Here is a 16992-nt window from a genome sequence, read left to right on the forward strand (position 1 = left end):
TTTGACTAAATATACGATGGACAGAGTACTTGGAAGGGAAAAATCCTATAAATCCATTGCAGAAGAAAGAAATGTAGGTTTATCCCCTCTGAAAAGATGGGCCGATTGCTATCTTGAACATGGGATGGAAGAACTTGCTTCATCCTATACAAATTACACTTGCCCTTATTATATGAACGAAAATGGGGCATCAATCAGCGCGACCGCTGTACACTATAACCTTCCTACCGATTTTACACTTTTGAATGGGGCAAATCAGTTAAAGGAAGGAGGTATAGACGCTCTTAAACCAAAGAAAAAGGGTGTCTATCCATGAAAAAAGAAACCAAGAAAACATCGCCAGGGCACGGAGTACGTACTATTATGGGGTAAACGCTTTCGCACGTGAGGAAAAATACACAAATTAAATCCCTTATCGAAGAGGATTTCCATACGCATAAAGGACTTTATGGGTATGGACGCATCACCCTAGAGTTACGTAACCGAGGTACTCACATAAATCATAAAACAGTTCTCCGATTGATGAATGAACTAGGAGTGAAGTCATTGGTTCGCATGAAGAAATACCGTTCGTACAAAGGGAAAATCTCGGTAATGCGGTCATTGGAAACTTCTTTGGGCAATTAAAATTCGGTTACTTTTCTTCAAGAATTTGAAAACATGGAACATTTCAAACAAGAACTAGAAGAATATATCCATTTCTACAATCCTCAACGAATCAAGGTAAAATTAAAAGGCATGAGCCCGGTATTACCGGGTTCATGCCCTCAAGGTTGCTTAATTAAAAATTTGGGTGCACTTCAATTGGAAGATCCTTTTTTTATTGCTTAATTTATTTTCTTATCGTCTTTACTTAGAACATGAATTTCATAAGGGCCAGGAAATGATTTTTTTATTTGTTTATATTGAAAAAATTCATTTGTGAGTTCGTCAATACGTTTTCCTATTTCTTTAGCTTTTTTATCTGTACTGTCTATGGAAGTATTAATAATAATGGGATTCTGACCATCTATTATAGTTGTAGATGTAACTTTGAGATCCTTTATTTCTTTCAACCCTTGATCTATTGATGGCATAACTTTCATTTCCCAATCTCGTTTTAAATTTGATTTAAAACGTATTGGAATATCCTTAACATTGAATCCTTTTTCTTGAGCTAACTTAAGAAATTCTTTATGAAAATTGTTAACCTCATTTGGCTCAATCACTTCTTTATCGTTTCTATAGAACATTAAGTCCAATTGTACAATGCGTCCGTCAGTGGCTGAATATGAAGTTCCTGTCAAAACATCAATTTTATCAATCTTCTTCATTTCATTTGCTACTTCCTGAATAATTTTTTCCTCTCGTTTTTGTCTTTCTGTCTGATTGGTATCATTCCAATAAGCAAGAACTTTTACTTTATAATCCCTATGCTTTTTTGATTGCAATACTTCTTCAATATTACTTTGAAGATCGTCTTTTAAATAATTAAAATTTTTCTTGGAATAAGGCCTAATCACAAGAACGACTTCTTTTTTTGCCCGAGAAAGGGTTAAATCATAGCCATCTGGATGCCCTTTTTTCTTAAATACATTTTTGTTAAAAGAAGATTCAATGGCATTTTCTAATTTGATTGTTTCATAGTAGGAAATTAAATTATTTGGACTATCTTTAGATGTGACATTATTATCAGAGCTTTCCATTTCCTTATTGGTTTTATTTGATGTACATGCTACTACAAAAAATAACATACCGAATAAAATGAATAACATGGATACTTTTTTCAAAAAATCATCCCCTAAAATATTAGCATTTTTACCCAACATTGTTAATTATAACATAGTTTTTAATGTTCTTATTAAGCTTCTCCATTAGCCACATATGAAGTGTTAATGTTTCAATAAGTGGGCAACCCTAAAACAGCTTTTAATCTTTTACAATCGGGTGCAATTCTTTAATTTTCGAGTTGGGATGAAGCGAGATCATATTCCTTTAATAACTGTGCCAAGAGAAGTTTATACGTATAAAGGGCTTGTTTCGTACCAATTGAACGCCTGGCCAACGCAAGCAGGGAATGGGCTATTTATTTCCGGAATATCGCAATTTTTCAAACAAGAACTAGAAGAATATATCCATTACTACAATTCTCAACGAATCAAGGTAAAATTAAAAGGCATGAGCCCGGTAGATTACCGGGTTCATGCCCTCAAGGCTTAATTAAATAAAGTGTCTAACTTTTTGGGTGCACTTCATAATCGTGGGCCGTTTCTGTTTGTTTTAACAATTTCATAATGAACCTCGACAGAATATTCTGAATAACCTCACCGTACAATAGATCAAATACGTAAAATTAGTACTAGGCAGTTTGGCATTAAAAACTTTACTATTATGTGGCAGCACAGGATAATAAGGGAGAAGGAAGAAATATATGAGTTCATCAAAAACTGGATATAAAGGGGGTTTTGACAGTGAAGAAAGGGGAAAAACTGTCTACAACGGCTGAATCGGTCGGGTTGAGCCAGCGGGAATTTTTAACGATTTTTTTACTTCATTCTTTGAGAATTAAGGCGAATTATCCAAGGGCGATTCATCAGGACCTAAAAAATACGTTTACTGGAAAAGTGCATAGCTATGACTATTTATGTAAAATATCCAATACGCTTGTCGAATCCAACCATTTATCACTATATACGAATAAGGGAAGGAATTATTATCAGATAACTGAAAAAGGAAAAGAACTTTACATATGGTACCAAGAGAATTTCCTGGAACGGTTTTCCGAGGTGAAAAAGGTCATTGACCGGTTCATGTACGATTTAAGGGGATCTGGTGAAAATCCCTCGGTTCTCAATGAACTTCCTGAAGAATACAGGTCATATTTCTCGAAAATAATATCGGTAAAGGATCTTGTACGCTATGTTACTTTAAAAGCCGCTTTCACTAAGAAGCCCATTTACATGGGGGAAATTGGCGATCTGCTTAAAAATCAGTTCGGTTGGATAGCATCAAACGGCTATTTATATGATTTATCTCATGAAATGGAAGAGAACGGCCTTCTTGTCGGCAGGTGGGAAAGTGAAAAACGAACAAAACGATATTTACGAATCACCGATGAAGGGCAGCATCATTACAAACAGATTGCGGATTCGGCCGCTTTTCAAGTCCAGGAAATCCAAAAATACATGGCTAGTGTCGTTATGTTCTTAAAAGAAAAGTCTTAAAGGATTATTAGAAATGGGCCCTTAAGTTTGTAAGGAGATTCAAGTTACATGCTTAAATTGACTCGATCAAGGGTAAATGTTACTTAAAAATACTTCTTAACAAGGGGGAATGCGTAATGGGAGAAAAACACGATGAAATAGGAAGCATATTCAGTTTCATTAAAGGCCAAGTAGATAAGCTTCCCATTTCACAATCGAAAAAGAACAAAATGCTCGACCAGCTCTTAAAGCTTAAAACAATGACAGTTGATGCAAGGGAACCGCGAATTGCCCTTGTAGGAAGGCGCGGATCTGGAAAATCATCACTGATCAATGCGATGTTTGGTCAGGAAAGGCAATATGTCAGTTCTGTTAAATCAGGAACGGGTAAGGGAAAATGGCTTTGGTACCCGAGTGATGCTGAGCCCAAAATTCGTTTGCTGGATTCCCGTGGGTTGGGTGAGAGTGAAGCTCCTACGGAAGAATTTGAAGAAGAAACACCAATGGACGAATTGATAAAAGCGGTAACCGAAGAACAGCCCGATGTTTTTCTTTTCTTGATTAAAGCAAAAGAAACGGATTCACGGATTGAAGAAGATCTACAAGAGTTGAACAAGCTGCGCAAGGTCGTAAAAGAGATCCACCATTATGATGTACCCGTCATCTGTGTGGTCACCCAAGTGGATGAACTAGATCCACCACATTATAAACAAGCACCTTTTGATGCCAACCCTAAGAAAAAAAAGAATATTGATGAAGCCATTGCTTTGATGTCCAAGCGATTTAACGAAAGTGAAATCCCACTATTGAACATCATCCCGATTTGCTCATATATTGACTTTGATGAAGGTGGAAATATTGATTATGATATGCGTTGGAACATCGATTTGCTTTCAGATTACTTGATCGAGGCCTTACCCAGCGAAGCGAAGCTAAAGACGGCCAAAGCGATTCAGAGCCAATTCGTTAAGAAGAAATTCGCGCGGACGATTGTGGGAACGTTTACGGCAATCACCGGATTAATAGGTGCAGAGCCAATACCTTTTGCCGATTTTCCCATATTGACCGGCATTCAAGGGTTGATGATTGTGGTAATTGGTTTTATCGCGGATAAAGACATCAATACCAAAACGGCAAGTGAATTCATTACAGCATTAGGGATCAATGTTGGAATCGGTCTTCTTGTCAGGGAAGGCGTCAGGGCTGCAGTACGTTTCATACCAGGGGCCGGTCTAGCAGTTTCTGGTGCGGTAGCCGGCGCAGTCACGTATGGAATCGGGCAAGCTGCGATAGCTTACTTTATCGAAAACAAAGATATTGACCAGGCGAAGAAAGCTTATAAGAATGCTAACAAAGAATATAAAAATGAAGCCATTGACTCTTAACGGGCAGATTCAAACCATTAACTACACTAAGGTGATATGATAAAGTGGTGTTTTGGCGGTTACTGTTTCTGTGGCTGAATGGTTCAGGATTTCTTTACTACAGGAGGGATGGTCTTCATGTCGTTTTTTCAATCACAAAAGCAAAAAGAATATATTCAAAAATTAGAGGAAGCGATTCAGCCCTTTTCCAGCCGATCTGAAGCACTGGATGATTCAAAGGGTTTTCCATTTGAAAACATCCAGGAGTTAAAGGAATTCGGATATCCTAAATTAACGTTAGCAAAAGCGGATGGGGGAAATGGCGGTTCATTATATGATTTTCTCCTATGCCAAGAAAAAATAGCTCAGTATTGTGGCCCAACAGCCTTAGGAATAGGCTGGCATGTCGGAACGGTCCTATCCTTAACTGAGAAAAGACCATGGGAAAAAGGCGTCATGAATGAATTGTTTGATGAGGTGGCGAAAGGCGCTCTCATCAACACGGCAGCATCGGAGGTTGGAACAGGAAGCCCGACGCGCGGAGGCCGTCCGGAAACGCTCGCTATCAAAAAGGGTGAACAATGGAATTTGAATGGCAGAAAGACTTTTACTACACTCTCTCCCGTCCTTAATATTTTTCTTGTAACGGCATGGGTACCCGAGGATGAGCGGTTAGGCACATTTTTAGTTCATCGTGATTTAATGGGTGTAAGTATAGAAGAAACTTGGGATATGATGTCAATGCAGGGGACAGGTAGCCATGATTTGGTATTAAATGATGTCAGCCTTCCTGAAAAGTATTATGTCATGAAAAGTAATCCTGGTGAAAAAAGGAAACCTGAAGCGTGGCTTTTACATATACCGGCTTGCTACTTGGGAATTGCAGTGGCAGCCAGAAATTATGCAGTTGAATTTGCTAAAACCTATTCTCCCAATAGCTTACCAGGACCAATTAGGGACCTTCCGAATGTTCAACGGATAATTGGAGAGATGGAACTGGAATTGAGCGAAGCACACCATTTCCTTTACTCTGTCGCAGAGAAATGGGAGCAGCACCCTGAAGATCGTGATGAATTATCGAAACAATTGGGTGCTGTCAAGCTATCGGTAGTCAACAAATCGATTTCGATTGTCGATAAGGCGATGCGAGTAGTCGGAGCCAAAAGTTTACAACGGAAAAATCCCTTGCAACGCTACTATAGGGATGTACGTGCAGGCCTTCATAATCCTCCGATGGATGATGCGACAATTACGATGCTCGCAAAATCCGCTCTTTATTAAGTGAGTATTCGGATATTCCTTATTTGCACTGAAATGACTTCGTCGTTTCAGTTTTTTCCTGTTTATTTACTAACTCTTAATCAACCGTTTATTTGTTCTGGTACCTCCATGCTTTAGCTATCTCTTTTTAATTCCAACCTGAAATTTTTACTAGCTTATCATTCTCTATCTTGTTATGATTTATATACCTTTTTAAATCTTCGGAAAATATCGAAAGTTCGGTGTGAAAATGAATCTGTTAACAAAAGATTTACTGATTAACTTTTTAATTATCCTTTTTCCGCTCTTTTTATTGCAAATGAGCTATCTAGTAAAGTACGTGTACCGTTTAGATGCATTAAAAGGATCGTTCTTAACCATTTTTCCTATTCTTTCACTTGTTCTATGCATGCTATTCCCAGTGGTCATAGAAGAGGATTTTGTTTGGGATCTTCGATGGATCCCTTTTCTTTTAGGCGGTTTATATGGAGGCTATAGGTTAGGTATCATATTAATAGTCATCACTCTTTTTATCCGTTATATAACAGGGGGGGAAAATGGATTTTATGTATCATGCATCTCTTTTCCGCTAATGGGAGTTTCCCTGTTTTTTATATCTAAATACTATTTAAAAATGTCTGTCAGTAAAAAAATCCTCATCGGCATATCCTTAATCTTTATTGTTCACACTCTCACACAGTTTATTTCAACACAAATATTTGAACTTACTATTGGCATTAGTCTTTGGAAACAATATTTCACCATCCAAGTCATAGGAATCGTTGTTGTAATTTTATTATGGGAAGTCATCCTGACTAATTTTCAGGTTCTCGAGAAATTAGTGAAAGCGGAAAAATTGCAAATCGTTAGTCATCTGGCTGCAAGCATATCTCATGAAGTCAGAAACCCCCTTACAGTTACTAGGGGATATATACAAATGTTAAGCGAAGACGTTTCTTCACATACAAAGGTCCAGTATGCAAATATTGCGCTGAATGAATTAGATCGGGCCACGGATGTCATTAATGATTATTTGACATTTGCTGCCGTAAGCCCTGAAAACAAGGAACGATTAAGGGTATCCGAGGAAATTCAGCATGTCGTCAACCGCATAAAACCCTTGGCTAACGATAATGGAACTGGATTGAAGTTGTCCTTATTTGAAGAAGAAGCATATTATATAATGGGGGAAAAGAAGAAATTTCAACAGTGCCTGTTCAATATATTAAAGAATGGCTTAGAATCGATGCAAGATGATGGCGAAATATACATACATTTAATTCCCGACGCAACCAACATCCAAATTATGATTCAAGATCAAGGAATTGGAATGACACAGGAACAAATATACCGTCTAGGTGAGCCTTACTTTACGACAAAAAATAAAGGAACGGGATTAGGCCTAATGGTTTCATATAGCGTCATCAAAAGCATGGATGGAACGATACATGTGTCAAGTGTTCAAGGGAAAGGCACATGTTTCTCCATTAATCTGCCCATTCATAGATTTGAGCCTATTTGAGTATAGTGTAAATTGACGGTTTTATTCTCATACATTACAATTTATTTAATTGCCAATTATTATGAAATATTCAATGATGCATTTGATACCTAAGGGAGATGATTGAATGAAATCGCTTACAGACGGACAAATCATTTGGGAACCGACAAAAGAACAAATCGAGCACACGGTATTGACTCAATATGTGAAATGGTTAAAAGAAAAGAAAGGTTTATCATTTCATGATTATCATGAATTATGGAAATGGTCGGTTGATGAACTGGAGGAATTTTGGGCTTCAATTTGGGATTATTGTGATGTAAAAGCCGCCAGGAAATATGACAGGGTTTTAGCGGAGCAAGCCATGCCAGGCGCGAAATGGTTCGAAGGGGCAAGGCTTAATTATGCTGAAAATGCATTATTGAATGCTCAAGAAGAAAAAACGGCGATTTTTTTTCGTTCCGAACATATCAGGCAGCAAGAGATTAGCTGGAAAGAGCTGAAAGAAAAAGTGGCTTCTGTCGCCCATTCATTAAGGGAACTTGGTGTGAAACCGGGTGACCGTGTTGTTGCCTATATGCCAAATATACCTGAAGCGGTCATAGCTTTCTTGGCAACAGTAAGTATAGGTGGCATTTGGTCCAGTTGTTCTCCTGACTTTGGTGCAAGAAGCGTCATTGATCGTTTTAAACAGATTGAACCGGTTTTATTACTGGCGGTTGATGGGTATCAGTACAACGGAAAAGTATATGATAAAACATCCGTTGTTTCACAGCTTAAACAGGAATTGGGCACTGTTAAGCATACCGTGTTGGTTCCTTACATAGAAAAAAAGGTTGTGGAAGTGAATCTGGCAAATACAATCCCTTGGGAAGACCTATTAAAAGAAACGGCGGAATTATCTTTTGAAAGTGTTCCGTTCGATCATCCGCTTTGGATTCTCTATTCATCAGGTACAACCGGAATGCCAAAACCAATTGTACAAGGGCATGGCGGTATATTATTGGAGCATTTTAAATCAACAAGATTGCATCAAGGCATGACTTCCGAGGATACGGTATTCTGGTTTACGACGACAGGCTGGATGATGTGGAATCTACTAATGGGAGGTTTGCTTAATGAAGGGACGATTGTTCTTTATGACGGCAGCCCTGCCTTTCCGAATATGGATGCCCTTTGGGAATTGGCTGAAGACACAGGCATGACTTTCTTTGGAACAAGTGCACCTTTCCTTACGAATTCCATGAAGTTAGGAATCAAGCCAATGGGAAGATATGATTTAACAAAATTGAAGGCTCTTTTTTCAACTGGGGCTCCATTGTCAGGTGACGGATACAAATGGGTGTATGAGAATGTCAAGAAAGATATATGGCTCAGTTCATCTAGTGGCGGAACCGATGTTTGTGCCGGATTTGTAGGTGGTGTTCCAACATTACCTGTAAGAATCGGGGAGATACAAGGAAGGGCATTAGGTGTTCGTGCAGAAGCCTTTGATGAACAAGGTCAATCATTGATTAATGAAGTCGGTGAATTGGTCATTACTAAACCGATGCCGTCCATGCCGCTTTACTTCTGGAATGATCAAGACGGGTCAAGATATTACGAGAGTTATTTCGATACGTATCCTGGAATATGGAAACATGGAGATTGGATAAAGATCGACGACAAGGGCAGCTGCGTCATTTATGGACGTTCCGACTCGACCATTAACCGTTCTGGTGTACGGATGGGGACTAGCGATATCTACCGCGTCGTCGAAGCGATCGATGAAGTTATGGAAAGCCTTGCCATTGATAGAGAAGTGCTTGGCCGCGGTTCTTCCTTGCTGCTGTTCGTCGTCCTTAAGCCTGGTAAAATCCTGGATGCAGCATTGACATCGAAAATCAATGAACAAATCCGAGGACATGTGTCCCCTCGTTTTATCCCAGACCAGATCCATGTCGTTGAACAAATACCTAAAACCTTGAACGGAAAGAAAATGGAAGTACCGATACGCAAAGTGTTGCTAGGTTTCGAGTTTGATAAAGTGGTGAATGCAGACTCCATGGGAAATCCAGAATCGCTTCAGTTTTTCAAAGAATTAGCTCTCGAGTTGAATGAGAAAAAAATATTCTGACATCCCAGGCGGAGCAAAAAGCTCCGTCTTTTTTATAAGACTTTATGAGTTTATTCTCATAAGGTCTTTTTTTGTTTCTGGAGGTGATAAATTTCTAAATATAAAGGGAAAGACCAAGTTCAGCATATAGAAATTGCTAGAGATATTGCTGAAAGTTTCCATCATAACTATGGGGGAACATTCCTATTACTAGAGTACAAAATACAAGAAGAGACTGCTGTATTACCTGGATTAGATAGTCGGAAAATGAGTAAAAGGTATTATAATATAATTCCATCCATTGAAGAGCCAAAAAGTTACAAAAACTCATAAATAAAATCAAAACTAATTCATTACCAAAAGAAACACCAAAAGATCCCGATACATCTATTATATTCACATCTTATACTGAAACTGAAAAGATAAAAGAGCAAAATTTACAAGGAATTGGCTGAGGTGAAGCCAAAAAAGAATTGTTTAATGTAATGAATAGATTTAATGAAGTATCGCGCGAGAAATATAATGAATTAATGTCTTCTCCAAAAACTCTGGATAAAAATTTAAAAGAATGAACAGATAAAGCAATAGAAATTAGTGTACCATTCTTAAAAGACATTAGAAGTAAGATTGGTATCAGGTGAGAAATTTGACTTATAAGGTATTTTGGACAAATGTACTAAACTAGCGGTAGCTTTTCTTTATAAGGGGAAAGCTTATAAAAAGGCAGGTTAGTGAAACTTCCCTGAGTAATTGATAAACTTAAAACACATTTGAACTAAAGTTTACTCATTATGGAGAGCAGGGATAGATCATCTTCACTTTTATTTATTTGGAAGAGACACTGGAATAATCAAATTTACCTTAGAGATATTCAGATGCTTTTAAAAAAACTATTATCAATTAAAGGTTAAATTATCTAAAACATTCATTCTTGACATATGATCTTATCCTGAAAAAAAGACAAGTTGGTCGTGGATTTTATTCATTCCAATCAGGTATGTTATCACTTGGTTATTAGTAGCCGTGCTTGCGATGATTCGTGTTGAAGAGTAAAAATTACAAAATTTGGACTTGGAATTTAATATTATCTATTATCTATTATCTTTTTGGTGCCAAAAGATGCCGGTAAAACATCTAATGCTTCTAAAAAATCACCGCTGGTAGTAAGCGGAACCCTATTGCAGAATAATTAGCAGTTGGAAATGTAAAACGCTACATATAGTGGCGTTTTCAAAAAATAATGAAGGAATGAAGAGATTATGAGAAGTGAATTAATGGAAATTCTAGAATCCCGTAAAGAGGAAATGATTAAAATTCGTAGGCACCTACACGAAAATCCTGAGCTTTCTTTTAAAGAAGAAAAGACAGCTCAATATATTATTGATTTTTATAAAGAAAAGGACGTAGAAGTTCAATCTAATGTAGGTAATGGATACGGAGTTATCGTGACCATTAAAGGTGGAAAGCCTGGAAAAAACATCGGTCTTCGAGCTGATTTTGATGCACTTCCAATCGTTGAAGAAACGAATATAGCCTTTAAATCAAAAAATGAAGGCGTTATGCATGCGTGTGGTCATGATGGACATACTGCCTACTTATTAGTCTTAGCCGATTGCCTCATTCAATTAAAAGATGAAATTCCAGGTACAATCAAAATTATTCATCAGCATGCGGAGGAAGTTCCGCCAGGCGGGGCAAAGAGTATTGTAGAATCCGGGGTGCTTGACGATTTAGATAATATATTTGGCATCCATCTGCTGCCAATGGACGAAGCAGGAGTTGTTGGTTATCATGCTGGATATTCTTTTAACGGCAGGGCTTATTTGAAATTAAAAGTTCAAGGTAGAGGTGGACACGGTTCTTCACCACATCTAGCGAATGATGCCATTGTCGCTGGTGCTCATTTTGTTACCGCTGCTCAAACGATTATTAGCCGTCGATTAAGTCCTTTTGATATTGGTGTGATTACGATTGGATCTTTTGATGGAAAAGGAACATTTAATATAATTAAAGACAGCGTAGAGCTTGAAGGCGATATTCGTTATATGACTGTTGAAACAAGAGATAAAATTGAAAAAGAAGTTAAACGTCTTGTAAAAGGACTTGAAGAAGAATTTGGTGTAACATGTGATCTAACTTATACGAATGACTATCCACCTTTATATAATGATCCTGAATTAACAGGAAAGGTTGCCGAGTCACTTAAGAATGCAAATGATAAAGATATTAAAGAAGTAAAGGAATTTCCAGCAATGCCGCCATCTGAAGACTTTGCTTACTATGCTGAAAAAATTCCTTCCTGCTTCTTTTACATTGCTTGTACACCTAAAGGAGTAGAAAAACCTTATTTTAATCATAATCCTAAATTTGATATCGATGAAGATGCCCTTCTCGTGGCAGCAAAAGCAGTAGGATATGTTGTTTGTGGTTATTATGAGTTAGATTAGGAAAAAGAATAGAATATTTGTAAGACGTGGTACAGATGATGACATGCTTTGCTGTATTAGATAATTCTATTGATAATAAGCAACTGATACCGAGAAAGGCTAAAGAATGGGTTGTAGCTGATAGTCGGATCTCTCCGTGTGAAGGGAAACTTTCATGCATGGTGGATGGAGTGGCTAACGGGAAAAGGCAATGATAACTTCGAATTTTCACCTATTTTTATGAATGGGAATACAAATAAATCATCCCCTTTTATAAAAGAATGCTTCAATTGAATTTCTATAAGGGCGTGTTTTGATAAATCTAAACACGCCCTTATAATCTGTTATTTTATCAGGGTAAGGCATAGATTTGATCATACTTTATAGACATGTTTTAAAAGGTGCCTGCTAACCAAATTAAAGTCCCATTTTGACGCTGGTAAACAGTAATGGAAAATCGTTTTGTGAACACGTCAAGTATTGTAGAATAATTATTTACCTTTGGGTTTTTTGGCCGAAAAGATAGATGTGGTTCAATACCAAAAGTTATAGTTTCAGCTCCTAAATACTTGGTCTTTTCTTTTTAATCTGGACAAAACTGTAAACTATACTACTTAGGAGTATTCATTAACTCCCTTTCATGCGAAATTCCAAATAAAGGATTCTTAAATCCTCCTTTTTTGTATTTGGTTCGAATACATAATGATTTAACAAAGAAAGTGAAAATAAATACGTGATGATAAATATAAACCTTATTGATCTAAATTATGTTATTCTATTTCTGTTTACAACAGTCCGTCTGCAAAACTGAAATGGGGGTAAGAGGTAAATGGATAAGGAAAAGGAAATCAAACTAAAGAAACCAAAGAAGTCGTGGGTATGGGTTCTAGCAATTATCATCATTGCTAATATAGCAGGTGGTGGGGGCAAAGAGGAAGTTGCAAAAGAGAAAGCTTCTGCAACTACTGCTGAACTTAGGGAGGAAGCTTCTAACCAATCTTTACTGCTGCAAGCATTCTCGCGTGTCGCGAATTTTCTCTTTTTCCATACATCAATTATGTTAAAACTATAGACTTATGTAATTTCCTATCTTGAAAATTTAGCCTTATAGTCAATCGGAAAAATGTAAAAATGTTTCGCTTATACATAAGCTTGTTTGGATTCCTTGCAAATGGAAAAGCAGCTAATAAGTTTGATTTTTCGTAGCTAATAACTTCTAAAATATATACTGTTCATAAAGTTGAAAATTGTCTGTGGTGAAATTTCAGAAAATAAAGTTTTTTCAGATAAGCGTTGAAATGTCCATTAAAAACCGATAGTATACAACTATTAAAACAACTTTATATCAGCGGATGATGATTGTGGGAGAGACTAAACATTGTTTAGCACCGAAGGAGCAAACCCTAAAAAGCAGGGGACTAATCTCTCAGGTAAAAGGACTACAATAGGACGCGTCTCTGAAGAGAGCCATAGGCCACCGAAGGAGTTAAACTCTCAGGTAAAAGGACAGAGGAAGGTAGGAAAATCCCTATCTTTCCTCTGTCCTTTTTTTATTAGGAAAGATAAAAAGAAAGGAGGTGCATTAAGGTCTGTGATAAATGAGTCTATCTTTTGATTTGTACAATTAACGCTATATTTTCAAAAAGGTTGGTAGATCTATTTCACTATATCTAGTACCTATCCAAGAAAGCGCTTACAGTGGTGGACAGTTTCCCAGTACGCTAATAATTCACACTCATTGAAAGACAGACTCTTTATTGGGAAAAAATCCAAGTATCCTATAAAAGTAGAAAGTGGGAATTCGTATGCAGGAACAAAAGTTAGATAGAGGGCTAAAAAACAGGCACGTACAACTCATCGCTATTGGTGGGGCAATCGGAACGGGATTATTTCTTGGAGCAGGAAAATCTATTCATTTAGCCGGGCCATCCATTTTAATTGCTTACATGATTACAGGCGTCATTTGCTTTTTAATCATGCGCGCACTTGGAGAACTACTCTTATCTAATTTGCACTATCACTCCTTTGTCGACTTTGTAAGAGACTATTTAGGTAATATGGCGGCATTTGTAACCGGCTGGACCTACTGGTTTTGCTGGATTTCAATCGCAATGGCCGACTTAACAGCAGTTGGTCTTTATACTCAATACTGGTTTCCCTCTGTACCACAGTGGATGCCAGGATTAATTGCACTTGTCATTCTGCTATTTATGAATCTTGCAACGGTAAAACTTTTTGGCGAAATGGAGTTCTGGTTCGCATTAATTAAAGTCATAGCTATTCTAGCACTAATTGTTATCGGTATTTTCATGATTATTAAAGGCTTTTCCACTGATTCAGGTTCAGCAAGTTTCACGAATCTATGGAGTCACGAAGGTATCTTCCCAAATGGAATAAATGGTTTTATCCTCTCATTCCAGATGGTAGTGTTTGCGTTTGTTGGCATTGAACTTGTAGGACTAACAGCAGGTGAAACAGAGGATCCAGAAAAAGTTATCCCCAAAGCGATCAATAATATTCCTATTCGGATTATAATTTTCTACATTGGCGCACTTATTGTCATTATGAGTGTTTATCCGTGGAACGCAATCATCCCAACGGAAAGCCCATTCGTCCAAGTATTTGTGGCTGTAGGTATCGCTGGAGCTGCTGGTATCATCAATTTTGTCGTCTTAACATCGGCGGCTTCGGCATGTAACAGTGCAATCTTCAGTACAAGCCGGATGGTATACTCACTTGCCAAAGATAAAAATGCACCTGTACCGTTTGCAAAACTTAATGACCGTAAAGTACCTTCCAATGCATTGGTCTTTTCAACGGTTGTCATTTTAATTTCCGTTGTTTTGAATTATTTAATGCCTGAAGGAGTATTTACCTTGATTACAAGTATTTCTACAGTATGTTTCATTTTTATTTGGGGAATTACAGTCATCAGCCATTTGAAATATCGTAAAACAAGACCAGATCTAGTGAAAATGAACAAATTTAAATTACCACTTTATCCATTTTCCAATTACTTGATCCTTGCTTTCCTAGCGTTCGTCCTTGTTGTTCTTGCACTTGCGAACGATACTCGTGTTGCCTTAATCGTAACTCCTGTTTGGTTTATTATGCTGGTTGCGATTTATAAGATGCGCAAAACGCAGGTAGATCAGGCGAATCAGAGAGAGGCAGCGGGGAATTAGTGGCAAGAAACCCTTTGATTCCATTAACGGTGTTTGTCCAGATAGCTGCCGCTCCATATTTTCCAACTCGGTGAGTAAAAAATCTGCCCGTTATAAAAAGCTTAAGATATCTGGATGATCATATTAAAATTCAAAAAAATATCTCAGAATATCATTGTTAGCGCTTTCAAAAATGCTTGACATAATTATTATCAACAACTATTCTAAATGTATCAAATTGAATAAGCGGATGACAGTTGTGGGAGAGTGCAAAGCGACAAGCCACCGAAGGAGCAAGTTCCAAAAAGACCCTTGGAACAAATCTCTCAGGTAGATGGAACCACAAATGGACGCACCTCTGGAGAGCGCGTATAAACATTTACGCCACCAAAGGGGAAAGGCTCTATTAAAAATGGAGCTAAACTCTCAGGTAAAAGGACAGAGAAGGGTAGAGAACGCTACGACCCTTTTCTGTCCTTTTTTGCGTGCAAAAAAGGGTGTAAAGCATACTGTTATTAACAGTTTTCATAGAAAAGTAGGCCTGTAGCGGGAAAGAAACTTAATTGTCTAGTACCATATTGAAATTCAGAATTAAGTAAAAATTCAGAATTACGCGAAAACATTAGGAGGAAAATAAAATGAGTTTACAACAAAATGATTTTACCATTTTTGATGCGATTGAGAAGGAAGGACAACGTCAACATGAAACACTGGAATTGATTGCATCAGAAAACTTCGTTAGCCCTGATGTATTAGAGGCCATGGGAAGCGTGATGACAAATAAATATGCAGAAGGTTATCCAGGAAAGCGCTATTATGGCGGATGTGAATTTGTCGATGTGGCAGAACAAGCAGCTATTGAGCGCTTAACAAAGCTTTTCGGTGCCAAATATGCAAATGTTCAGCCTCACTCAGGTGCACAAGCCAATTTCGCAGTTTTTTTCGCACTGCTTCAGCCTGGTGATAAGGTGATGGGAATGAACCTTTCACATGGTGGCCACTTAACTCATGGAAGTCCAGTCAGCGTTTCAGGAAAATGGTTTGAAGTTGTGTCTTATGGAGTTAGAGAAGATACACAGCTAATTGATTATGATGAGTTGGAAGCTATTGCAAAGAAAGAAAAACCTAAATTGATTATTGCTGGGACAAGCGCTTATCCAAGAACGATTAATTTTGCACGATTTAGAGAAATTGCCGATCAAGTTGGTGCAAAACTTATGGTGGATATGGCTCATATAGCCGGGCTGGTAGCTACTGGTCTTCATCCATCCCCAATCCCATATGCAGATGTTGTTACAAGTACAACTCATAAAACATTAAGAGGACCACGCGGGGGGATCATTTTAACGAACGATGAAGTAATAATCAAAGCGATTAATAAATCCGTATTCCCGGGAATTCAAGGCGGTCCACTAATGCATATCATTGCAGCAAAAGCAGTTGCTTTCAACGAGGCTTTACAACCAAGCTTTAAGGATTATGCGAAACAAGTCATTGAAAATGCTACAACACTTGGCGAAACATTAAAAAATGAAGGTGCAGCCCTTGTTTCTGGCGGAACAGATAATCATATTGTCCTTTTGGATTTACGTCCGTGGAATTTAACAGGAAAAGAAGCAGAGAAGTTATTGGAAGACGCGGGCATTACCGTTAATAAAAATACGATTCCCTATGACCCAGAAAAGCCATTTGTTACTAGCGGTATCCGAATGGGGACAGCAGCTTTAACAACTCGAGGCATGAAGAAGGAAGAGATGGTGAAAATTGGCGAAGTGATTGCAACGGTTCTAAAAAGTAAAGGGAATAAAGCCGTTATTGAGAAAGCAAGAGTAACAACTAAAGAGATTTGCGGTGTTTATCCGTTATTTCAAGAGCCAACGACTGTGTGAGCAATTATGCCTTTACTGAAACCTGAGCAACAGCCATGGCAGCGAGATATGTCTTTTGGAATCATGGCAATGAAAGAAACCGGTAACAGGTGAAAGAACATCTATTTTACA

The 16992-nt window shown here is 37.8% G+C and carries 13 protein-coding genes, 2 pseudogenes and 3 riboswitches; of the genes and pseudogenes, 14 read left to right on the forward strand and 1 reads right to left on the reverse strand.

Translation table 11 applies throughout. The features are described 5' to 3' along the window. Position 1: 1 nt before the first annotated feature. The 3 genes and pseudogenes from SB775_RS07375 (at position 2) to SB775_RS34675 (ending at position 831) form a co-directional block, all read left to right on the forward strand. The gene (locus SB775_RS07375) at positions 2-316 is read left to right on the forward strand and encodes a hypothetical protein (protein ID WP_410861078.1); all 315 of its coding nucleotides are present in this window, start codon (positions 2-4) and stop codon (positions 314-316) included. Positions 317-402: 86 nt separating this feature from the next. Then, positions 403-588, forward strand: a pseudogene (locus tag SB775_RS34670) (IS3 family transposase); the annotation flags it as partial. Positions 589-660: 72 nt separating this feature from the next. Then, positions 661-831, forward strand: coding sequence for an IS3 family transposase (locus tag SB775_RS34675; RefSeq protein ID WP_089362202.1), 171 nt, complete (start codon positions 661-663; stop codon positions 829-831). On the opposite strand, the gene SB775_RS07385 is transcribed toward SB775_RS34675, so the two are convergent. Next, complete coding sequence (locus SB775_RS07385) at positions 828-1769, reverse strand: hypothetical protein (protein ID WP_061463182.1); 942 nt, start codon at positions 1767-1769, stop codon at positions 828-830. The genes SB775_RS34675 and SB775_RS07385 overlap by 4 nt on opposite strands. A gap of 322 nt (positions 1770-2091) precedes the next feature. Between SB775_RS07385 and SB775_RS07390 the strand changes: the two are divergent. The 11 genes and pseudogenes from SB775_RS07390 to glyA form a co-directional block, all read left to right on the forward strand. Then, positions 2092-2199: pseudogene (locus SB775_RS07390) on the forward strand (IS3 family transposase); the annotation flags it as partial. A 251-nt stretch (positions 2200-2450) separates the two neighbouring features. Then, positions 2451-3203 (forward strand): PadR family transcriptional regulator, encoded by a 753-nt coding sequence (locus SB775_RS07395; protein ID WP_061463184.1) that lies wholly within the window; start codon positions 2451-2453, stop codon positions 3201-3203. Positions 3204-3319: 116 nt separating this feature from the next. Then, the gene (locus SB775_RS07400; protein ID WP_410861080.1) at positions 3320-4567 is read left to right on the forward strand and encodes a GTPase; all 1248 of its coding nucleotides are present in this window, start codon (positions 3320-3322) and stop codon (positions 4565-4567) included. A 117-nt stretch (positions 4568-4684) separates the two neighbouring features. Then, entirely contained in the window at positions 4685-5827 is a 1143-nt protein-coding gene (locus SB775_RS07405) for an acyl-CoA dehydrogenase family protein (protein ID WP_410861081.1), read from the forward strand. 229 nt (positions 5828-6056) lie between these two features. Beyond that, complete coding sequence (locus SB775_RS07410; protein WP_410861082.1) at positions 6057-7328, forward strand: ATP-binding protein; 1272 nt, start codon at positions 6057-6059, stop codon at positions 7326-7328. 106 nt (positions 7329-7434) lie between these two features. Beyond that, complete coding sequence (locus tag SB775_RS07415; protein ID WP_410861083.1) at positions 7435-9423, forward strand: acetoacetate--CoA ligase; 1989 nt, start codon at positions 7435-7437, stop codon at positions 9421-9423. 144 nt (positions 9424-9567) lie between these two features. Further along, positions 9568-9735, forward strand: a complete 168-nt coding sequence (locus SB775_RS07420; RefSeq protein WP_410861136.1) for a hypothetical protein — start codon at positions 9568-9570, stop codon at positions 9733-9735. 926 nt (positions 9736-10661) lie between these two features. Beyond that, positions 10662-11849 (forward strand): amidohydrolase, encoded by a 1188-nt coding sequence (locus tag SB775_RS07425; protein ID WP_410861084.1) that lies wholly within the window; start codon positions 10662-10664, stop codon positions 11847-11849. Positions 11850-12657: 808 nt separating this feature from the next. Continuing rightward, entirely contained in the window at positions 12658-12900 is a 243-nt protein-coding gene (locus SB775_RS07430; protein WP_410861086.1) for a hypothetical protein, read from the forward strand. Positions 12901-13180: 280 nt separating this feature from the next. Next, a riboswitch (glycine riboswitch) is annotated at positions 13181-13280 on the forward strand. Positions 13281-13283: 3 nt separating this feature from the next. Then, a riboswitch (glycine riboswitch) is annotated at positions 13284-13340 on the forward strand. Positions 13341-13633: 293 nt separating this feature from the next. After that, positions 13634-15013, forward strand: a complete 1380-nt coding sequence (locus SB775_RS07435) for an amino acid permease (RefSeq protein WP_089362210.1) — start codon at positions 13634-13636, stop codon at positions 15011-15013. Positions 15014-15340: 327 nt separating this feature from the next. After that, positions 15341-15444: riboswitch (glycine riboswitch) on the forward strand. Positions 15445-15630: 186 nt separating this feature from the next. Beyond that, positions 15631-16881: a serine hydroxymethyltransferase gene (glyA, locus tag SB775_RS07440; protein WP_317777443.1), complete on the forward strand. Its 1251-nt coding sequence runs from the start codon at positions 15631-15633 to the stop codon at positions 16879-16881. The last annotated feature ends 111 nt before the right edge of the window (positions 16882-16992 follow it).

It is taken from the genome of Peribacillus sp. SIMBA_075 (assembly GCF_046534585.1).